This window comes from Labilibaculum sp. DW002, assembly GCF_029029525.1.
GTDB classification, from domain to species: Bacteria; Bacteroidota; Bacteroidia; order Bacteroidales; family Marinifilaceae; genus Paralabilibaculum; species Paralabilibaculum antarcticum.
The window spans coordinates 440,389-459,079 of the sequence record NZ_JAKJSC010000001.1 but is presented as its reverse complement, the minus strand read 5'-3'; the positions used below and the strand labels follow the sequence as shown (position 1 = coordinate 459,079).

Genomic DNA, 18,691 nt, shown 5'->3' with positions numbered 1-18,691 from the left:
TAATAATGAAAAAGATTTATGCGTTGTGCTTGTTTACGTTTTTGGCATTTTCTTTTAATGGGTGTGATTCATCTAAAGAAAAGTTAGATCCAGAAATTGAAGGGTATACAAAAGGAATAATTAATGACGTTATTGATGTTCCAGAAGTTTCAGCAATTGAATATTCAACAGCAGGTTTACCTATATACCAGAGCAATCCTGACGCACCAGTATCTATATATGTTGCTTATGATGGGGGAGATTATAGAAGTAGTTCGCAAGGAAACTTTATATTGTCGGGATATAATCGTAATGGTTCTCCAGATACTTTTGATGAACAAGAGCAAGCTGATATTGTGAGATCCTTAGAGTATATGGCACATTACTTTGCAATGTTTGATGTTAATGTTACTACCATTGAGGAAGTAAGAGATGCATCAAAAGCCTGGAGTTCAATCATAGTAACTGAAGACCATTCTGGAGGAAGAGCAAATAAAGGTGCCTTTGGCACATATCCATGGTCTAAAGCCTACTGTGGAAGTAGTACTTTGACGAGTAGTGATAAAAGTCGAAGAATAGCTCATGAGATTGGTCATACTTTTAGTTTGGAACATTCAGGTATATGGAACAATGGTGAATTTTATAAATGGGAAGATTGGCCTCAATGGTCAAATGGAGATCGTGCATATGGAACAATTATGGGAGGAGGAGGAAAAGGTCAAAGAAATGGCTGGAGTAATGATGCTTATCCAAAGGACTCTGATGGAGGAAAACAAAATACCATGAATATCATTCGTCAAAAAATTAGGTCTGTAGATTCGAAATCTAATGGGTGGCGTAAAGATGATTTTTTAGATAATGAAAAATTCTATTTATATGATAATAAATCTGGTGGTGGATATCGTCAAGGTATCCTGGGAAGCCCAGATGATGTTGATGTTTTTACTTTTGCATGGGGAGGTGGTAAGTTTAAATTATCAGCTGGTGCAGTAAGTGTTTCAGCAGCTTTACTGGATGTAGGAGTCTTTAATAAGGATAATCAACAAGTAGCAACAGAGGGCGAAAGTAATTTACCCGCGGGAGATTATACGATTGAAATTAGAAGTAATGGAGATTACGGGGCGATAGGTACATATCAAGTTGCCATTTTAACTAATTGAATTTAAAACTGTAGCCTATTTGACAAAAGGGTCACACATACATGTGTGGCCCTTGAGATTTTAAAAAAGGAAACGTTTTAAATTACGTGTTTAACAACCATGGGCATTCTTTATTAATCAAAAAATAAACCAGATGCAATCAATAAGAGAACTATTTAAAATTGGTTATGGTCCTTCTAGTAGCCATACCATCGCACCTGGGCGTGCAGCACAAATATTTTTGGAAAAGAATCCCGAAATCAGAAACTTTAGGGTCACCTTATATGGTAGTTTGGCTGCAACAGGTGTCGGGCATGGTACAGATGCAGTGATTCAGGCTGTTTTACTTCCTCACGAAGTAGAGATTATTTGGAAACCAGATGTCGAACTACCCATTCATCCAAATGGTTTGCTCTTCGAGGCGATGCAAGAGCAACAGGTTGTTGATTCCTGGGAAGTATATTCAGTAGGAGGCGGTGATCTTCAGGATGACTCGGGTGTCTTGAATGATGCGACCTCTTTCTATACTCTTTCTAATATGAGTGATATTCTAAAGTGGTGTCAAACTGAAGGTTGTACATTCTGGGAATATGTGGAATTGTGTGAAGGTCGAGAAATTTGGGAATATTTGCAAAAAGTGTGGGAGGTGATGCAAAATACTATAAAACGAGGATTGGAAGAGGAAGGTGTGTTGCCTGGTACCCTTCGTTTGCCCCGAAAGGCCAGCTCCTATTTCATTCGTTCCCAACAAACCGCAGGTTCATCCGGAAATTTAGGACTCATTTTTGCTGCCGCTTTGGCCGTTGCCGAAGAAAATGCAGCTAGTGGTTTGGTCGTTACTGCACCTACTTGTGGTGCTTCAGGTGTCGTTCCAGCGGTTCTCTATTTCCTGAAGCACAATCAGGGTTTCAGTGATCAGAGAATTCTTCGAGCATTAGCCACTGCAGGTTTAATTGGAAATATTGTTAAAACCAATGGGTCCATTTCAGGAGCTGAAGTGGGGTGTCAGGGCGAATTAGGAACTGCTTGTGCTATGGCTGCAGGTGCAGCAACACAAGCTTTGGGTGGATCCCCTCAACAGGTTGAATATGCAGCCGAAATGGGATTTGAACACAATTTAGGATTGACTTGTGATCCGGTTGAAGGGTATGTTCAAATACCTTGTATTGAGAGAAATGCCTTTATAGCCCAAAAGGCGAGGGAATGCGCTGTCTTTTCTTTACTTTCTGACGGAATTCACAAAGTAACTTTTGATGAAGTAGTTGAAACTATGATGCAAACAGGCAAAGATTTACAATCTAAATACAGGGAAACTAGTATGGGAGGATTAGCTCGAATTGTCCGCCCTAATATTAGAAAATAGTTCGATTTATAGGATACTGAATAGTTAGTGAATTATTTAGTGCTTTAATCTATTAACTATATCAAAGAAATTATAAAACAAATATTAAAACTAGAGTGTTGTAACGCATGAAATAATTCTTTAAAATGAAAATTAAATCAGTATTTTGTTTATTAACTATCCTCTTGCTACTAGTATTATTATTATTATTATTATCAGCATGTGAATCATCCTCCAATAGTGAAGATCTTCTTAATGCTATTCGGGCTTCAGATTCTCCTTTAGTTGAAAAACTGGTGAATAAGGGTGTTGATCTTAATCACTTAACAAAAAAGGGAACAGCTTTGCACTTAGCTATTCAAAACCGAATGGTTTCATCATCACTTCTCTTAATTGATCAGGGAGTAAATATTAATGCTCTTGATTCAGTAGGATTAACACCGATTCACTGGGCAGCTAGACGTGCTTTACCACAAGTTACTGAAAAACTAATAAAGCATGGTTGTAATATCAACATAAAAGATGCTGATGGTTATACTCCTTTAAATTATGCAGTCAAGGCTTGCAATCAAGAGGTTATTCGTATTCTATTGAGAAATGGTGCTGTAGTATATAAAAACCACTTAGCTAATTTAAGTGATGGTCCCTTCGTAGATTGGACTGAAAAAGGTATGTATGCGTATTATCTAAAGCAGGATTCTCTCACAGGCTCTACATTCCTATCGGGAAAGTCTTTTGATCGTCAGACGCGTTCTTTTCATGGTTGGGCAGGTGATTCAATGACTTACCAAATTCCAGACACTAAAATTCCTGTAGCAAAAATTGTAACGACTGAGCCCATTTTTGTATTAGGTGATATTCATGGTCAGTTTGATAGAATGGTGAAAAATCTGAAAAATCATGGGGTGATTAATGAGCAACTTAATTGGAATTGGGGCAAAGGTCATCTAGTATATGTAGGAGATATCTTTGATAGAGGATTGAAGGTTACAGAAACTCTTTGGTTTATCTATCGAATCGGACAAGAGGCTAAAAAAGCAGGAGGGCAAGTTCATTTTGTTTTTGGGAATCATGAGTTGATGGTATTGGAAAATGACATTCGTTATATTGCTAAAAAATATAAAAATCTTTGTGGTAACTTAGGTCTTAATTATACGGAGTTATTTCATCCTAACTCTGTATTGGGTGAGTGGCTTAGATCACAGAATTCGACCATGCAAATTAATGATGTCCTTTTTGTTCACGGTGGAATTTCTCCTAATCAAGTAGATTCAGACATTTCTTTAGAGGAAATTAATAGTTTGACTAGAAAATTCTTGCTAGCTGGAACAAATCCTATTAATGAAGAAAAATATAATCAGATTATGAGATCCCATGGACCTTTTTGGTATCGAGGATACTTTATGTCTAGAGAGAAACGTTATCCAAAAATTTCGAAAGATAAACTAAGTGAAGTTTTGGACAAATTAAAACTCTCTACCATTGTTGTTGGTCATACAGAAACAGATATTCTGAGTAGTACATTTGACGGCAGAATTATAGATGTAAATATTCCGTTGGCTGATAGTAATGTGCCAGATCAGGCTCTACTCATTAAAGACGGTCAATTTTATCATCTTTCAGAAAATGGATCAAAAAAAATAATAAAATAGGATGATTAAGATTTTATGTTAGTGTGTTAGGTGGTGTTAGCCCAAAGTGAAGAAACTTGATTCACTTTGGGTTTTTCTATACTAATATTCTCCTTAAATTTCAATAAGAGTTTTTAATCAATAGAATTCCTCGAGGCTTGCTTCGGGGTTACAAGAGAAAAGTTTGAAATCCTAAGATTTTAATAACGCTTTTTTAAAAGGGTATTCTCACTAATGAAGGAGAGGCTTGCCTCTTAAAAATGTTTGTCTCACGAAAGTGAGATGTCATTAAATACTCCGTGGGCGTGCCCTAGGGTTGTTTATTCTTCCTGAAGTTTAAATTATTATGATGGGAAATCTTATTATAAATCAACGTGATTGCACTGTATTAAAAAGTGCATCAATGATGTTACAAGAATAGGAAATTTGATTTTACTTATTTTGGAAGACTATTATATGTCGAAATCCATAAAAGTAGATGAATTCAAGCAAATGATTATTATAAACGCGAAGAAACAAGATTTAATAGCACTATAATCTAGTTTTCAATCAATAAAATAATTATAATCGCCTAATATTAAGGGGATATTAAAATAGTCAATATGTGTTTTTAGTACAAATAATCTATTGGATTATATGGGACTAGTCAAAATCCTTTGCGTACTCCGAAGGGCTCTTTCCAAATTCATTTTTAAAACACTTCCTGAAATATTTTGGATCATTGAATCCAATTGAATAAGCTACTTCAGATATTCTAAGTTTGTTTTGTCTGAGTAGTTGAGCTGCACGTTTCATTTTAAAAGAACGGATGTATTCATTCGTTGACATTCCCGTTATTGATTTTAATTTTCGATACAAGTGTACCGTACTTAAGCCAGTTTGTTGGGATAATAACTCAACGTTAAAATCAGAGTCAGCTATGTGTTTTTCAATAATCTCAGTAGTTTTCTGGAAAAATTTTTCATCGGCCGAAGTAACTGTTATTTCTTTTGGTTCCGGTATGCTAGTTCCAGAAAACCTTAACTGCATTTTTTTCCTTGATTCTAGAAGGTTTCTTACAACAAGTAAAAGATGTTCAATATTAAAGGGTTTTACTAGATATTGATCAGCACCATTGTCTAGTCCTTTCAATTCATTTTCTAAACTATTTTTAGCTGTTAACATCACTACTGGTATATGGCTGATGTTTATATTTTTTTTGAGTTTTTTACAGAATTCCATCCCGTCCATTACAGGCATCATAACATCCGTAATTACTAAATCAGGACCATCAATTAATGCTTTTTCCAGTCCGTCTTTGCCATTTTCTGCTTCAAGAATATTATATTTTTGACATAAGGAATCCTTTATGTAAGATCGCATCTCAGGGTGGTCTTCCACTATTAAAATGGTCTGTTCTTTAATTTTCCCTATTGAATCGTTTTGCTCAGGAACAGTTTCGTCTAATTCTGAAGAGGTAAAAGATTGTTTAGCAATAAAATTAGATGGGGTAAATTCTACTGATGAGTCTTCCTGAATTTCATCATTAGCATAAAAATCTTTTTTGGCAGGTAGCCAAACAAAAAATGCACTTCCTTCACCTAAGGTACTTTCTACAGAAATAAACCCTTTATGAGCTTCTGTAAGATATTTCGCAATGGCAAGGCCAATTCCAGTTCCAATCTCCGTAATGGAGTTTGAGGTTATTTGGTTGAATCGGTCAAAGATAAAGTCTATTTTATCGTGTGGAATTCCAATACCTGTATCTTGCACAGAGAAACATATGAAGTCCGAATTATGAAATTCATTTGAAGCTGATTTTGGCAATGCAATTTCCCCTTTATTATGAAGTTTCACCTTAATACTTTTATTATCAGGAGTATATTTAAATGCATTTGACAAGAGGTTGCTAATGATACTTTCTAGTTTTTCATTATCAATACAGATGATAGATTCAATATCTGTATCTTCAAAACTTAGATTAATTCCTTTTTTTTCTGCAATAATTTTAAAGTTGTCAGTATAATAAGCCAATAGTTTTGACAGGCTGGCTTGTTCAATTTTAAGTTTAATGTTCTTAGTTTCCACCTTTCTGAAATCCAATAATTGATTTACCAATCTCATTAATATTTGAACATTACGATCCATGGCTTCCAGGTAAGATGTTTTTTCCTTAGAATTCATTTTGTCATTATCATTGAGAATTTTTTGTAATGGAAGAGATATTAATGTGAGGGGAGTTCTAATTTCATGGGAGACATTAGTGAAAAACTGAAGTTTAAATTTGTTTAATTCGATTCGTTTTTTGTGCTCTTCTTTTTCACGATGAAGTTCTTTCTTTATTTGAATCCGATTACGAAAAATTGTACCCAAGTAATAAACAAAACCAGTGAGTATTAAGATGTATAAAAAAATGGCAAGATTTGTGGCCCACAGAGGATGGGCAATACTAAAAGTTAGTCTTGCTACATTTTGGCCCCATTCTCCATTCGTATTGGTTGATTTTACCTGGAATTGATATTTTCCTGGCTTGAGACCGGAATAAGTGACCTGCCTGTTTTGGTAGTTAGCTTTGTTCCACTTAGTATCTACGCCATCCAATAGGTAAGCAAACTTTATTTTCTCTGGAGAAGAATATTCAATAGCACTAAATTCTATATTTATCGTGTTTTCATAATGATTTAAATTGATGATTTCCTGCCTGTCTAATGCGTTCGGAACAGGTATTCTACCATTAAATTCCTGTGCTGACTGAATTAGTTGATTATTGATTTTTATCTGATTGATATAAACAGTCGGAAAATCAATTCTATCAATTATTTCTTCTGGTTTAAAAATACTTACTCCATTATTGCCTCCAAACATCATTTGACCCTTGGAATTGAGCAGGCACGACGAAAGATTGAAAATATCCCCCTGTAGTCCATCTTTTCTGAAATAATTGGTGAACTTTTTAGTTGAAGGATTAAATTTGGACATACCTTTTTGTGTACTGATCCAAATCTGTCCCTTATCATCTTCCAGTATCCCTTTTATCACATTGTCTACCAGACCATCATTTTCGGTATATCTTATAAAATCATCACTGCCTTTTCTAAATAGATTAAGTCCATCCTGGGTTCCAACCCAAAGATTGTTTCTACTGTCTAAAAACGTGGTGTTCACAAGATCACTGCTAATACTATTCTTCTTTTCAGGAATATGGCGAAAATGGGCAAATTTAGCTTTCCCTGAATCATATTTTTGCTTCAGATCAAGTTTGTCAAGACCTCCTCCCCAAGTGCTAACCCATAACACCTGATTGTCGTCTTCCAGTATGGCACGTGTGAAATTAAAGCTTAAACTTGTTGGTTCGTTGGGATCGTTTTTAAAATGGTAGAATTTATTTTTTTCCCAGTCATATTTATCCACCCCATCGTAAGTCGCAATCCAAAGCCCTTTTTTGTCTTTAGATGGAAGTATATACCAGATATTATCATTCCCCAGACTATTTGTGTTGTAACTGTCATGTTCAAAGCGGGTAAATTTCTCTTTTTTAGGATCAAAAAGATTCAAGCCTTTCGACGTTCCAATCCATAATCTGTTAAAATGATCAAAAGCGATGGATTCTATTATATTACTACTAGGGCTGTTGAGGTCGGATGAGGAATGGACATAGCTCTTGTATTTATTGGTTTTTGGATCGAATACATTTAGACCTCCACCATAAGTTCCAAACCAAAATTTACCATTAGGTCCCTCTGCTATCGATTTAATCACATTACTTGATAGCGAGTTGAGATTGTTGGGATTGTGTTTTGTATGAATAAATCGTTGAGTATTTGGATCAATTCTATCAATTCCAGTTTCACGGGTGGCGAGCCAAATAATTCCTTCTGTTGATATATAAACATTAAATATAAAATCACGACTTAAGGATTGATTGTTATAAGGTTCATTATTATACGTAATATAGTTTTTTTCCTCAGGATTGAGTAGTATTAAGCCATCTCCAAAAGTACCGATCCAAATTTTATTATTTTTGTCCTGAGCCAGAGAGTATACTTTGTGCTCTTTAAATTTTCTCCTTTGTTCTTCTGTATTAGGGTAATTTTGAATATGGTATTCTTCTCCCTTTTCTTGAAAAATACTTAGTCCATTATCAGTACCAACATATATGCTACCATCATTAATTTGGTAAATGTTGTAAACAATATTGTTGGCAATTGAAAGGGGATCCGATTTCAAGTGAGTAAAATGAATGAAGTTTAACTCTTTTTTTGTGATCTCTTCGGCTTTTAACAGGTTAAGTCCTCCACCTTCTGTTCCTACCCATAAATTACCATTTTTGTCTATGGTTAGGCAAAATATTCGATTATTGCTTATAGATCCTTTTTTTTGAGGATTGTGATTGAATCGCTTAAATACAGGTTCTCCTTCTTTATTAAAAGCCATAAGTTGATTTAACCCATTGAAAGTACCCACCCATATTCTATTCAAATTATCTTCACAAATAGAGGTAATAGTATTATTGGAGAGAGAGTTGGTGTTTTCTTTTTGAGAAAGGAAATATCGAAATTGATCTGTTTGTGGATCATAGTAATTCAGTCCACGTTCGGTTCCAATCCAAATTTTTCCTTTACTATCTTCAAAAATACATTTAATTACTTCGTTGCTAAGTGAATTATTTTGATCCCTTCTAGATTCAAAGATTTTAATTTGAAATCCGTCAAAACGATTTAACCCAGCATCAGTACCAAACCAAAGAAAACCTTTACTGTCTTGTAAAATAGAACTTGTAACATTAGATGATAGACCATGCTCTACTTGAAGATGTTTAAATCGTAATGATGAATTGTCGTATCTGATAATATTTTCAGCCGTGGACACATGTGAAAATATTATCAGAAAAAGCACTAATATATATGTTAACTTATTTGTCATGTATGAGTTGTAAATAAATAGATGCTATTTGTAATATAAGTTAAATTCTTTTAGTTGTATTATTTATTGTCTTGCTATTTGTGCAGTTTTCAGTTTGTTTTTTTGAATACATTCTGAACATCAACAGTTATTCTTTTAGTGGTAGGTACTGTTAGGTGTCGAAGGTAGAAAAAAAAACAATTTTGAATATCTAATTCTAAAATGTTTTTCACTCTGAAACCCTAATTTCAGTTGCTTTTCGCTTTTATCCCCCTTCCTGAAAGATATGTCCCCCCTGTCAAACCTTTATCGATTATACATTGCAAACGTTTTCCTGCATAATCGTAGGATCGTAATTTATTAACCTAAAATATTCTATTTATGAAAAAATTAATGAAGATTGATTTCTTTAGGAGAACAGTATTACCTGGGAGACTAAAGCTATTTTTGACGCTTATGGCGTTATTATGTATGCAAACCATTGTTGGTGCGCAACAAAAGATAGTATCCGGACAAATCTTATCAGAGGATGGATTATCCTTACCAAGTGTTACTGTTATCGTAAAAGGAACAACGAATGGAACTACATCAGATATTGATGGGAATTATTCTATTTATGCCAATAACGAAGATGTATTGGTATTTTCTTTTATTGGTTTTATTAGCCAGGAAATTCCAGTAGCAGGCCAACCTGAGATTAATGCAGTTCTTGTTGAAGATACGGAACAGCTAGATGAAGTGATTGTTGTAGGTTATGGTACCCAAACTAGATCTCAAATGTCAACTTCTGTTTCTAAGTTGGATACTAAAGTTTTGGAAAGTTCTCCTCGCGCTAACCTTGCGACGGCACTGCAAGGAACTATCGCCGGACTGCGGGTAACAAACAATACTGGACAACCAGGATCTACTCCTTCAATTGTTTTAAGAGGAGGGACTAGTTTTTCAGGTTCAGGTTCACCCCTGGTGCTAATTGATGGAATAGAAGGTTCATTTTACGCATTAAATCCTGAGGATGTTGCCTCGGTAGAAGTGTTGAAAGATGCTGCATCTACCGCTATTTACGGAGCGAAAGCGGCCAATGGTGTCGTGTTGATTACTACAAAATCAGGTACTCCTGGGCAGTCTTCTATTAGTTACAAATACAAAAGAGGAACGAATAAAAGAAGAAAAGGTTACGATTATCTGAATGGAGAGCAGTTTATTCGAATGAACCGTTTAGCTGTTCAGGATTATACCAGAGTAACTGGGAAAACCAATTTTGACAATGCATTTTTGAACGGAACTACCAGTGGTTTTGCAACGGGAAATAATACTACCGATTCACCTTATACTACGCAATTTCTTTCCGATGATAATCGCTACTTGCTTAATCAGCCGGGTTGGAATACGATGCCTGATCCTTTGGATGCTTCCAAAACAATCTTGTATATGGAGAACGATATGTCTGAACTATTCTTTCAGGACAGTTATGTAGATGATCATTATTTGTCTTTCGATGGAGGAAATGAGAAAGGAACCTATTCCCTTGGTTTGGGTTATATGGATAACAATGGTATTGTGTTTGGTTCCGGTTTCGAACGTTATTCAGGGAAGTTAAATTCCACCTATAATGTGAAAGACAATGTGAAGGTGAGCACTAGTATTTTGTACTCAAATTCAACTTTCACAAAAGCTTATGCTCCAGATCAATGGATTTTCAGAAGAGCTGCAGGACAGCCACCAACATCTCGTATCTATAACAACAACGCTGATGGTAGCTTAAGTAATGTGGTGAATTCAGGAGTTAATAGTAGTTTTGGGAATCCGCTTTACTACAGAGATAAATCCATTAAAGGAAATATTGAACAACGTTTAACTGCCGGGGTAACCATGGACTGGAATATTCTTCCGGAACTTAAATTTACCGCTAAGGGAAGTTATTTTACGGTAAATAATACTGACGAATCCTTTAATAAGGCTCAATTAAGTGGAGGTAGTTTGCGAACAGGACGAGAAGCTTCAGTAACGCATACTAGAGAACAAAAGAGCCAGTATACAGCGATGTTGAATTATACCAAGACCTTTTTCGAAGACCATAATGTTAATGTTTTAGTTGGAGGAGAATATTATAAGAGTGATTATTTTTATCTGTGGGCTGGAACGAAAAATTCTCCTACCGATTTAATTCCAACTCTAAATGCAGGTAGTGAGGCAGATGGGAAGCCTTATTCATCTTATACTGAAAATGCTATTGTCTCTAGTTTTGGTCGATTGGTTTACGATTACCAGAAAAAGTACATTGTGAATTTAAGTTACCGATTAGATGGTAGTTCTAAGTTAGGGAATGACAAATGGGGATTTTTCCCTGGTGTATCAGCTGGTTGGAATCTGCACAATGAAGATTTCTTTATTGATATGGGCGTGGATAAGCTTATTTCAGAGATTAAGCCTCGTGTAAGTTATGGGGTGAATGGAAATATTGAAACATTATCAAATTTTCAAGTATATGGACGTTATGGTTCTCAAGGAATTTATGATGGTCAGACTGGCTTTGCCAATACTGGATTACCAACACTTGACTTACAATGGGAACGTTCTACAACTTTCGATATTGGTCTTGATTTGGGGTTATTCAATAATAAGGTAAATATACTTGCTGATTATTACAGTCGAGATGTAATTGATAAAATAGCAAATATAACCTTACCATTATGGACTGGATTTTCATCAATCGAATCAAATAATGGAAAATTACGTAACACGGGTTTTGAATTGGAAATCAATGCCAATATCATCGATAAAAAAGATTTTAGTTGGAATTTAGGAGCAACTTTCTTTACGGTTAAAAATAAAGTGATAAAATTACCTGATAACGATAATGATCGTAACAGACAGGGAGGAACAGAGGTTTATAATCCAAGCAGCGGAGAGGTTGAATGGGTAGGAGGACTTCAGGAAGGCCAACGTGTTGGAACGGATGCAATTTATGCTTACAAGCAGGAATTTATTTATACTGATCAAGCACAGTTAGATGCCGATGCTGATCGTGTTGATATGAGTTTGGCAGGAGGAACTCATCCTGTCACTGGAGCTGAATATCGTAAAACCCGTTATTTGGGAGATGCACGTTGGAAAGATTTGAATGAAGATGGAATTATTGACAGCAAAGACCGTGTATTTGTTGGGCGAACCACTCCAGATATTATGGGTGGATTTACTTCCGACTTGTATTACAAAGGATTTAATCTATTTGTGAAAACTGATTTTGCAATGGGGCATATAATCCGCAGTGAGGCAAGAGTTAAAGGAAATGCTCAGACTCAAGGTTCTTTGAATTCAACTTCTGATGTATTGAATACTTGGTCGGTTGATAACCCGAATACCAATATCCCAAGATATACATTTGTGGATGCTCAAAAGAATCACTATCGAAACTCTTTGTATTGGGAGAAAGGTGACTATTTGGCAATAAGAGAGCTTACTTTGAGTTACGATTTCACAGGTAAGATTTTCAAACCTCTGTTTGACTCCAAATATCTTTCTGCACTGAAAGTTTATTTTACAGGATCGAATCTGGCTTATATTACTGGATATTCAGGCTGGATGCCAGAAAAAGGTGGTAATGATTATGGTTTATATCCAATGCCTCGCACCTTTACTTTTGGCTTAGATGTGAAGTTTTAATAACGAATAAATAAGATAGATATGAAGAAAATATTATATACATTATTCATTCTTGCTATCACACTGATGGCTTGTGATGACAAATTAGAACTAACTCCTACGAGTAGCCTTACCTTTAATGGGTTTTGGGAAAGTGAAGAGGCCGTAAATGCGGCTCACTCTGGGGTGTACTCTGCTTTTAGAGGTTATTCTTACACAATGTGGCAAATGGGAGAGCTACGAAGTGATATTTGGGGTGGGAAAACTTTCGAATCTCCTTCCAATGAGTGGGTTATTGAACATACGATAGATGTGGAAAATGTTCCATGGAGTAACTGGTCAGGGTTCTATTCTTTAATTCACAAACTAAATGATTTTATAGCCAATGCGCCTAATGTGGAGTTTTTAGATGATACTAAAAAGCAACACATGTTAGGTGAAGCGTATGGTATGCGTGCTTATGTTTATTTTACCATGTTAAAAGTCTGGGGTGGTGTACCCTTAAGTACATTACCTCAAACTACGCTGAAAATTGATGAATTGAGCAAAGCTCGTGATACCGAGGAGGCTGTAATGGCACAAGTTAAAGCTGACCTTGCCGCATCACTAGAAAAATTTGGAAGTGATGATTCTTACTTCAATGGCAAGCGAGTTTATTGGTCGGAAAATGCTACTCAAACGCTTAAAGGTGAAGTTTTTATTTGGTCAGGAACCCATATGGGGGGTGGAAACGCTGATTATACCATAGCTAAAACGGCTTTGACAAGTATAGCAAATGCTGATTTATTAAACAATTATGCGGATATTTTTAATTTTGAAAATAAAAATAACGAAGAATTGATTTTTGCATTTGATTATGCAATTGATGAAGCATCTAATTTTTATTCTCTATTTACTTCTCGTACTACGGAGTTATTGGGTAAGTATGATCAAAACGGTCTATTGGTTCAAGATTACCTTGAAAGTACAAATGCTGCCAACAGATATGGTGTTTCTGAATCAATTCTTTTAAAAATGAATGATCCTCAGGATACCCGAAGAAATGCAACTTTTGTATTGTTATACACAGCTGCACCAGCTGATCCTGTTTATGTTGAAAGTGACCCTGCTTATTCAGCATCTTATCTAAATAAATTTATGGGCATGGTGGATGCTGGTTCACGTAATTATGTGAGTGATATACCTCTTTATCGTTATGCTGACGTTTTGTTACTATTGGCTGAAGCTAAAAACTTGCTTGGAGAAGATCCTTCTTCTGAAATCAACAGAATTATAGAGCGAGCTTATGGTTCTAACTACGTTGAGGCAATTCATAATTATACCAATAGTACTAAAGAAGCTAATATTCAAAAAATATTGGATGAGCGTTTGAAAGAATTTATTGGTGAAGGAAAACGATGGTGGGATTTACGCCGCGCTGGAGATCAATATGTGATTGATAACAATCAATATTTAAATCCGGGTGATGAGTATAAGTTATTGGTGCCTATTTCAAGAAGTATGATGGGACGAAACCCTTTATTGGAACAAACCCCAGGTTATTCTAATTAATTCGAAATTATATTTTAAGATAAGCTACCTTCCTTTTATAAGGAGGGTAGCTTTCTTTACTTTTACAATTATGAAATATCTATTTTTAATTTGCTTGCTAAGTATGATTTTTGTTCTTGAGGTTCAGGCTCAGAATAGAAAAGAGAATTCTGAAAAACCTGATTATTCTCCCTATTATTTTCATCGTGTAGATCATTTTGAAAAATTGCCAGATACAGATAATGAGGTTTTCTTTCTAGGAAATAGCATTTCAGATGGTTGTGAATGGAGTGAAATTTTTGGTGACCTACGCTTTAAAAACCGAGGTATAAGTGGTGACATTACTGATGGTATTCTGTATCGACTTAATCAAATTACCCGTTGTAAACCAAAGCAGGTGTTTTTAATGATTGGGATCAATGATCTAGCACGAGGAAGAAGTGTAGACTATGTTGTCAATAATCATTTGAAAATATACAATAAAATTGAAAAGGAAAGTCCCTTGACAGAAGTCATAGTACAGAGTTTGCTCCCAGTTAACAATAGATATGGCCTCTTCTCAAGCCATACCAACAAAGGAGATTCTATTCTAGAGATCAATAAACAACTAAAATCTATTTGTAGAGATAGAGGTTATGTTTTTGTTGACTTGTTTTCAAAAATGGTAAATGTTGATGGAAAACTCCGTGATGATTTAAGTGTAGACGGTATACATTTGAATGGTTTAGGGTATCTGATTTGGAAAAAGGAAATTATCGGATTGACCGACTGAAATTAAGTATTTATACATAACAAAGAAATGATCTCATTCTAACGAGATTACTATTTTCTTCTTTATATATCGAACTTAGCTTGCTTCGTTTTGTATGTATTTTAAAAATATATTTTTATGAAATTGATTCGTATTTGCCTCAACTATTTTTTATTCTTCTTTTTTATTGGAAGCATCATGAGTGCTTGTAATTATCACAGAGATATACCGTCCAAAGGAGATCAGATCATTCAGGTTTTCAGTAATGAGCATATTCGTTTTGATCCTTCTATCAATAAGGAGGGGATATTCTCAGACAGTAGCCAAGTACTACACTTTGCTGACGGGAGGATTATTATGAAAAATATAACTTTACCAATTTATAAGCGCCATGTTGATGTGTTAGCAAATATTACACTAAAATCAGCAGGTGATCGATGGGACAAGTCTGGCTCTTGTTTTATTATTCCGTCTGGAAGTGATGTTAATCTTCTTACTATTGCCACTGGGGAAAAGTCATTTCCAGAATCTGGTGAAGAACTTGAAGGCTTTGCTGGGATTGTATCTACTAAGGAGTATAAGTCAAGCATAGAATTAATGCGATTCATGACACCTTTTGGTGTTGGCTTCTACAATGATGAAATGGAATTGAGACGTCCTTCGTATATCCCAGTTTGGGAGGATGATGTGAATTGGGAGGTTGATGTTACTGACTTTTTATCGGAATTGGAACAGGAAGTTTGGATAGGAATATGGATTGATACATGGACGCCTGAAGGATATCAAGTAAGTTTCGAATTTAAATATGATGAAACCGAGGGACCTTGTTATGCTAAAACAGAAACGGCAATGCTACCTTTGGTGAATACAGTATACTATATTAATTCTCAAAAGCATCCGGATATTTTTGCCCGAAAAGATATTGTAGTTGAAGCTAAAATACCCGAAAATGCAAAAAACATCAGGTTGAAATATATTACTACAGGTCATGGTGGACATTCGGGTGGCGATGAGTTCGTGAAAAAAGAAAATATCATCTATGTTGACGGACAAAAAGTTTTCAGTTTTATTCCTTGGCGTGATGATTGCGCCTCTTTCCGTAGATTTAATCCTAGTTCAGGAACTTGGTTTGAGGAAGAACGTGATAGAGAATATATCGACTGGAAAGAGGAAAAGTATAAGACTAAGAAATTGAATGAAAGAATCAGTTCTTCTGATTTTAGCAGATCGAACTGGTGTCCGGGATCCTGTGTGATTCCTGAAGAGATTGCATTGCCAAATTTGAATACAGGCCTTCATAAATTCACCTTTAGCATACCAGAAGCTCAGCCATCTGCAGATAATGAGATGAATCATTGGTTAATTTCCGCCTATCTGGTTTGGGATGTTGATTAAATGAAAACTTAGATATTTTGTTGAGTTAATAATAGCATTACAAGTAAAGGTGATTCTCTTAAGAAAGGAAGAGCCCCATTCATACTTTGAAAATAGAATAGCTCTCACACTTATATATGGGAACTACTCCTTTTTTGTCTGTTCGGGATATTAAATTGAACTAGGTAAGATAATTCATCCCATTTTGACAAGTTTGCATCCCTCCAATGATGCTGTTAAATTGCATATTTACAAATTATAATTCAACCTGTTTACCTGTTAAGCTAATATAATGAAGCGATTTCAATTATTTACAATGCTACTTCTCTTATTCCTATTTTTATCTAATAAAGGCAAATCTGAAACAGAACTTCCCCTAATCCCACAAACTCAACAGGTGGAATGGAAGCATGTGTGGACAAATTTTAATAGTATCAGCATTGTTTCTGATGCTAAATTTTTAAAAGAGGAAAAGTATCTCAAAGATTATTTATCCAGTGAGGGGGTACAGTTAAGTTCAGGTATTGGAAAAAATATACTTCATATAAAGTTACGAGAAGGAAACGTGATGAACCCACTAGGTTTTGAGGGAGCTTATCACTTGACTGTAGGAAATCAAGTGGTCATTACAGCAAACAATTCCACTGGGATTTTTAACGGCATTCAGACTCTAAAACAATTAATCCGCAAAGAAAAAAATGAGATTAATATTGCAAATTGCGATATAAAGGATTGGCCTGCTTTTAAAGTACGTGGTTTTATGCACGATGTAGGCAGAAATTATCAGTCGCCTCAATTGCTGAAAGAACAAATCGAAGTGATGGCAGCATACAAGTACAACGTTTTTCATTTTCACCTGACCGATGATCCGGGATGGCGTTTGGAAAGTAAAATTTATCCTCAGTTGCAATCTCCTGAAGCCACCAGTAGAAAACCTGGTAAATACTACACTCAGGAAGAATTTATTGATCTGGTAAATTTTTGTGCCGATCGGCATATTACACTTATACCGGAACTCGATATTCCCGGACATTCCCAAGCTTTTCGCAAAGCTTTTGGCTTAAAATCAATGAATAGCCCCAAAGTACAAAAGATACTGCTTGATTTGATTGATGAATTGTGCGCCTTAGTACCTGCTGAAAAAATGCCTTACATTCATTTGGGTACCGATGAGGTTCGGAATACAGAAGAAATGGTAGATTCAGACTTTTTACTACCCTTGATTCAACGCGTTGAGCAAAGCAAACGAAAATATATTTCTTGGTGGCATGGTATGGTTTCACCAGATGACAGTACTTCAGTGAAACAATTGTGGGCTCAGCATGAATCTCTTAAAGGGCATCCTTTTATTGATAGTCGGGCCAATTATATCAATCATCTTGATCCTTTGGCCGGAATGAGTCGTTTATTCTACCAACAAGTCTGTCGTCAGGAACATGGAGATGAATTGGCTTTAGGTGGCATTTTGTGCCTTTGGAATGATAACCGTGTTGAGGATGAAAGAAATCTGATCAAACAAAATCCTGTTTATCCTGCTATGCTGGTTTACAGTGAGGCTGTCTGGAAAGGAAAAAAGAATTACAAAGGAAATCAATACTGGGCTCAACTTCCTTCTGAAGGAACATCAGAGTATCAGGATTACAGGAAATTTGAAGAGAAACTCATTGCCCACAGAGATCTCTATTTTCAAGGCAAGGAATTCCCTTACTTGAAAAATGCACATATACCTTGGAAAATTATTGGGCCTTTTGATCATGATGGAGATATGTCAGTGAGTTTTCCTGTTGAAGATACAATTCAAGATGAATATAAGATAAATGGGAAAAAATACCAATGGTGGTCAAAAAATGTTTACGGTGGAACTGTACATTTGAAACACTTCTTTGGATTTCCATCTCCTGTTAAAGAAAAAGAAGGAACAGTATATGCTATGACACAGGTGTGGTCACCTGAAGAGCAGGAAATCGGTTTCTGGATCGGATTCCATGGCTGGTCTCGTTCGGGTGGACGTCGTGGAGGTCCCGCACCGAAGCAAGGACAATGGCACACTACCGAACCTAAAATTTGGGTAAACGAAGAAGAAGTAGCAGCACCAGATTGGAAACAAGCTGGTTTGGCAGCAAATACAGCTGAAATACCCTTTATTGATGAAGATTATTTTTATCGTACTCCATCTATAGTCAAACTGAAAAAAGGCTGGAATAAAATACTTTTAAAAGTACCTCATGGTAGAACTTCATGGAAATGGATGTTTACCTGTATACCTGTGAAGATAATAGATGGGAATGTGTCTGAAGTTTCAGACCTTAGGTTTGAGATTTTATGAAAATCACCGAAGATCTCGACTGGCATACAAATTGCTTTTTGTTGATTGAGACATTTCAGATTATTTCAAAAAAATAGAATTAAAGATTTATACATT

Annotated in this window: 9 protein-coding genes; 8 read left to right on the top strand and 1 reads right to left on the bottom strand. The window is 35.5% G+C overall.

The window, feature by feature from the left end; genetic code table 11:
* Positions 1–5 precede the first annotated feature (5 nt).
* The 3 genes from L3049_RS01850 (at position 6) to L3049_RS01840 (ending at position 4,112) form a co-directional block, all read left to right on the top strand.
* Positions 6–1,139, top strand: a complete 1,134-nt coding sequence (locus L3049_RS01850) for a hypothetical protein (RefSeq protein WP_275108073.1) — start codon at positions 6–8, stop codon at positions 1,137–1,139.
* A 133-nt stretch (positions 1,140–1,272) separates the two neighbouring features.
* Entirely contained in the window at positions 1,273–2,481 is a 1,209-nt protein-coding gene (locus L3049_RS01845; RefSeq protein ID WP_275108072.1) for an L-serine ammonia-lyase, read from the top strand.
* 125 nt (positions 2,482–2,606) lie between these two features.
* The gene (locus L3049_RS01840; protein WP_275108071.1) at positions 2,607–4,112 is read left to right on the top strand and encodes an ankyrin repeat domain-containing protein; all 1,506 of its coding nucleotides are present in this window, start codon (positions 2,607–2,609) and stop codon (positions 4,110–4,112) included.
* Positions 4,113–4,733: 621 nt separating this feature from the next.
* On the opposite strand, the gene L3049_RS01835 is transcribed toward L3049_RS01840, so the two are convergent.
* The gene (locus L3049_RS01835) at positions 4,734–8,939 is read right to left on the bottom strand and encodes a hybrid sensor histidine kinase/response regulator transcription factor (RefSeq protein WP_275108070.1); all 4,206 of its coding nucleotides are present in this window, start codon (positions 8,937–8,939) and stop codon (positions 4,734–4,736) included.
* Positions 8,940–9,353: 414 nt separating this feature from the next.
* Between L3049_RS01835 and L3049_RS01830 the strand changes: the two genes are divergently transcribed.
* The 5 genes from L3049_RS01830 to L3049_RS01810 all read left to right on the top strand — a co-directional run bounded on the left by L3049_RS01830 (position 9,354) and on the right by L3049_RS01810 (position 18,595).
* Positions 9,354–12,635 carry a SusC/RagA family TonB-linked outer membrane protein gene (locus L3049_RS01830; protein ID WP_275108069.1) on the top strand — a complete coding sequence of 1,094 codons (3,282 nt, stop codon included), beginning with the start codon at positions 9,354–9,356 and terminating at the stop codon, positions 12,633–12,635.
* A 21-nt stretch (positions 12,636–12,656) separates the two neighbouring features.
* A complete protein-coding gene (locus L3049_RS01825) occupies positions 12,657–14,165 on the top strand; it encodes a RagB/SusD family nutrient uptake outer membrane protein (RefSeq protein WP_275108068.1) in 1,509 nt (502 codons plus the stop codon).
* 70 nt (positions 14,166–14,235) lie between these two features.
* Positions 14,236–14,916 (top strand): GDSL-type esterase/lipase family protein, encoded by a 681-nt coding sequence (locus L3049_RS01820; protein WP_275108067.1) that lies wholly within the window; start codon positions 14,236–14,238, stop codon positions 14,914–14,916.
* A gap of 117 nt (positions 14,917–15,033) precedes the next feature.
* Positions 15,034–16,290, top strand: coding sequence for a PNGase F N-terminal domain-containing protein (locus tag L3049_RS01815; RefSeq protein ID WP_275108066.1), 1,257 nt, complete (start codon positions 15,034–15,036; stop codon positions 16,288–16,290).
* Positions 16,291–16,561: 271 nt separating this feature from the next.
* Complete coding sequence (locus L3049_RS01810) at positions 16,562–18,595, top strand: family 20 glycosylhydrolase (protein WP_275108065.1); 2,034 nt, start codon at positions 16,562–16,564, stop codon at positions 18,593–18,595.
* Positions 18,596–18,691: the final 96 nt, after the last annotated feature.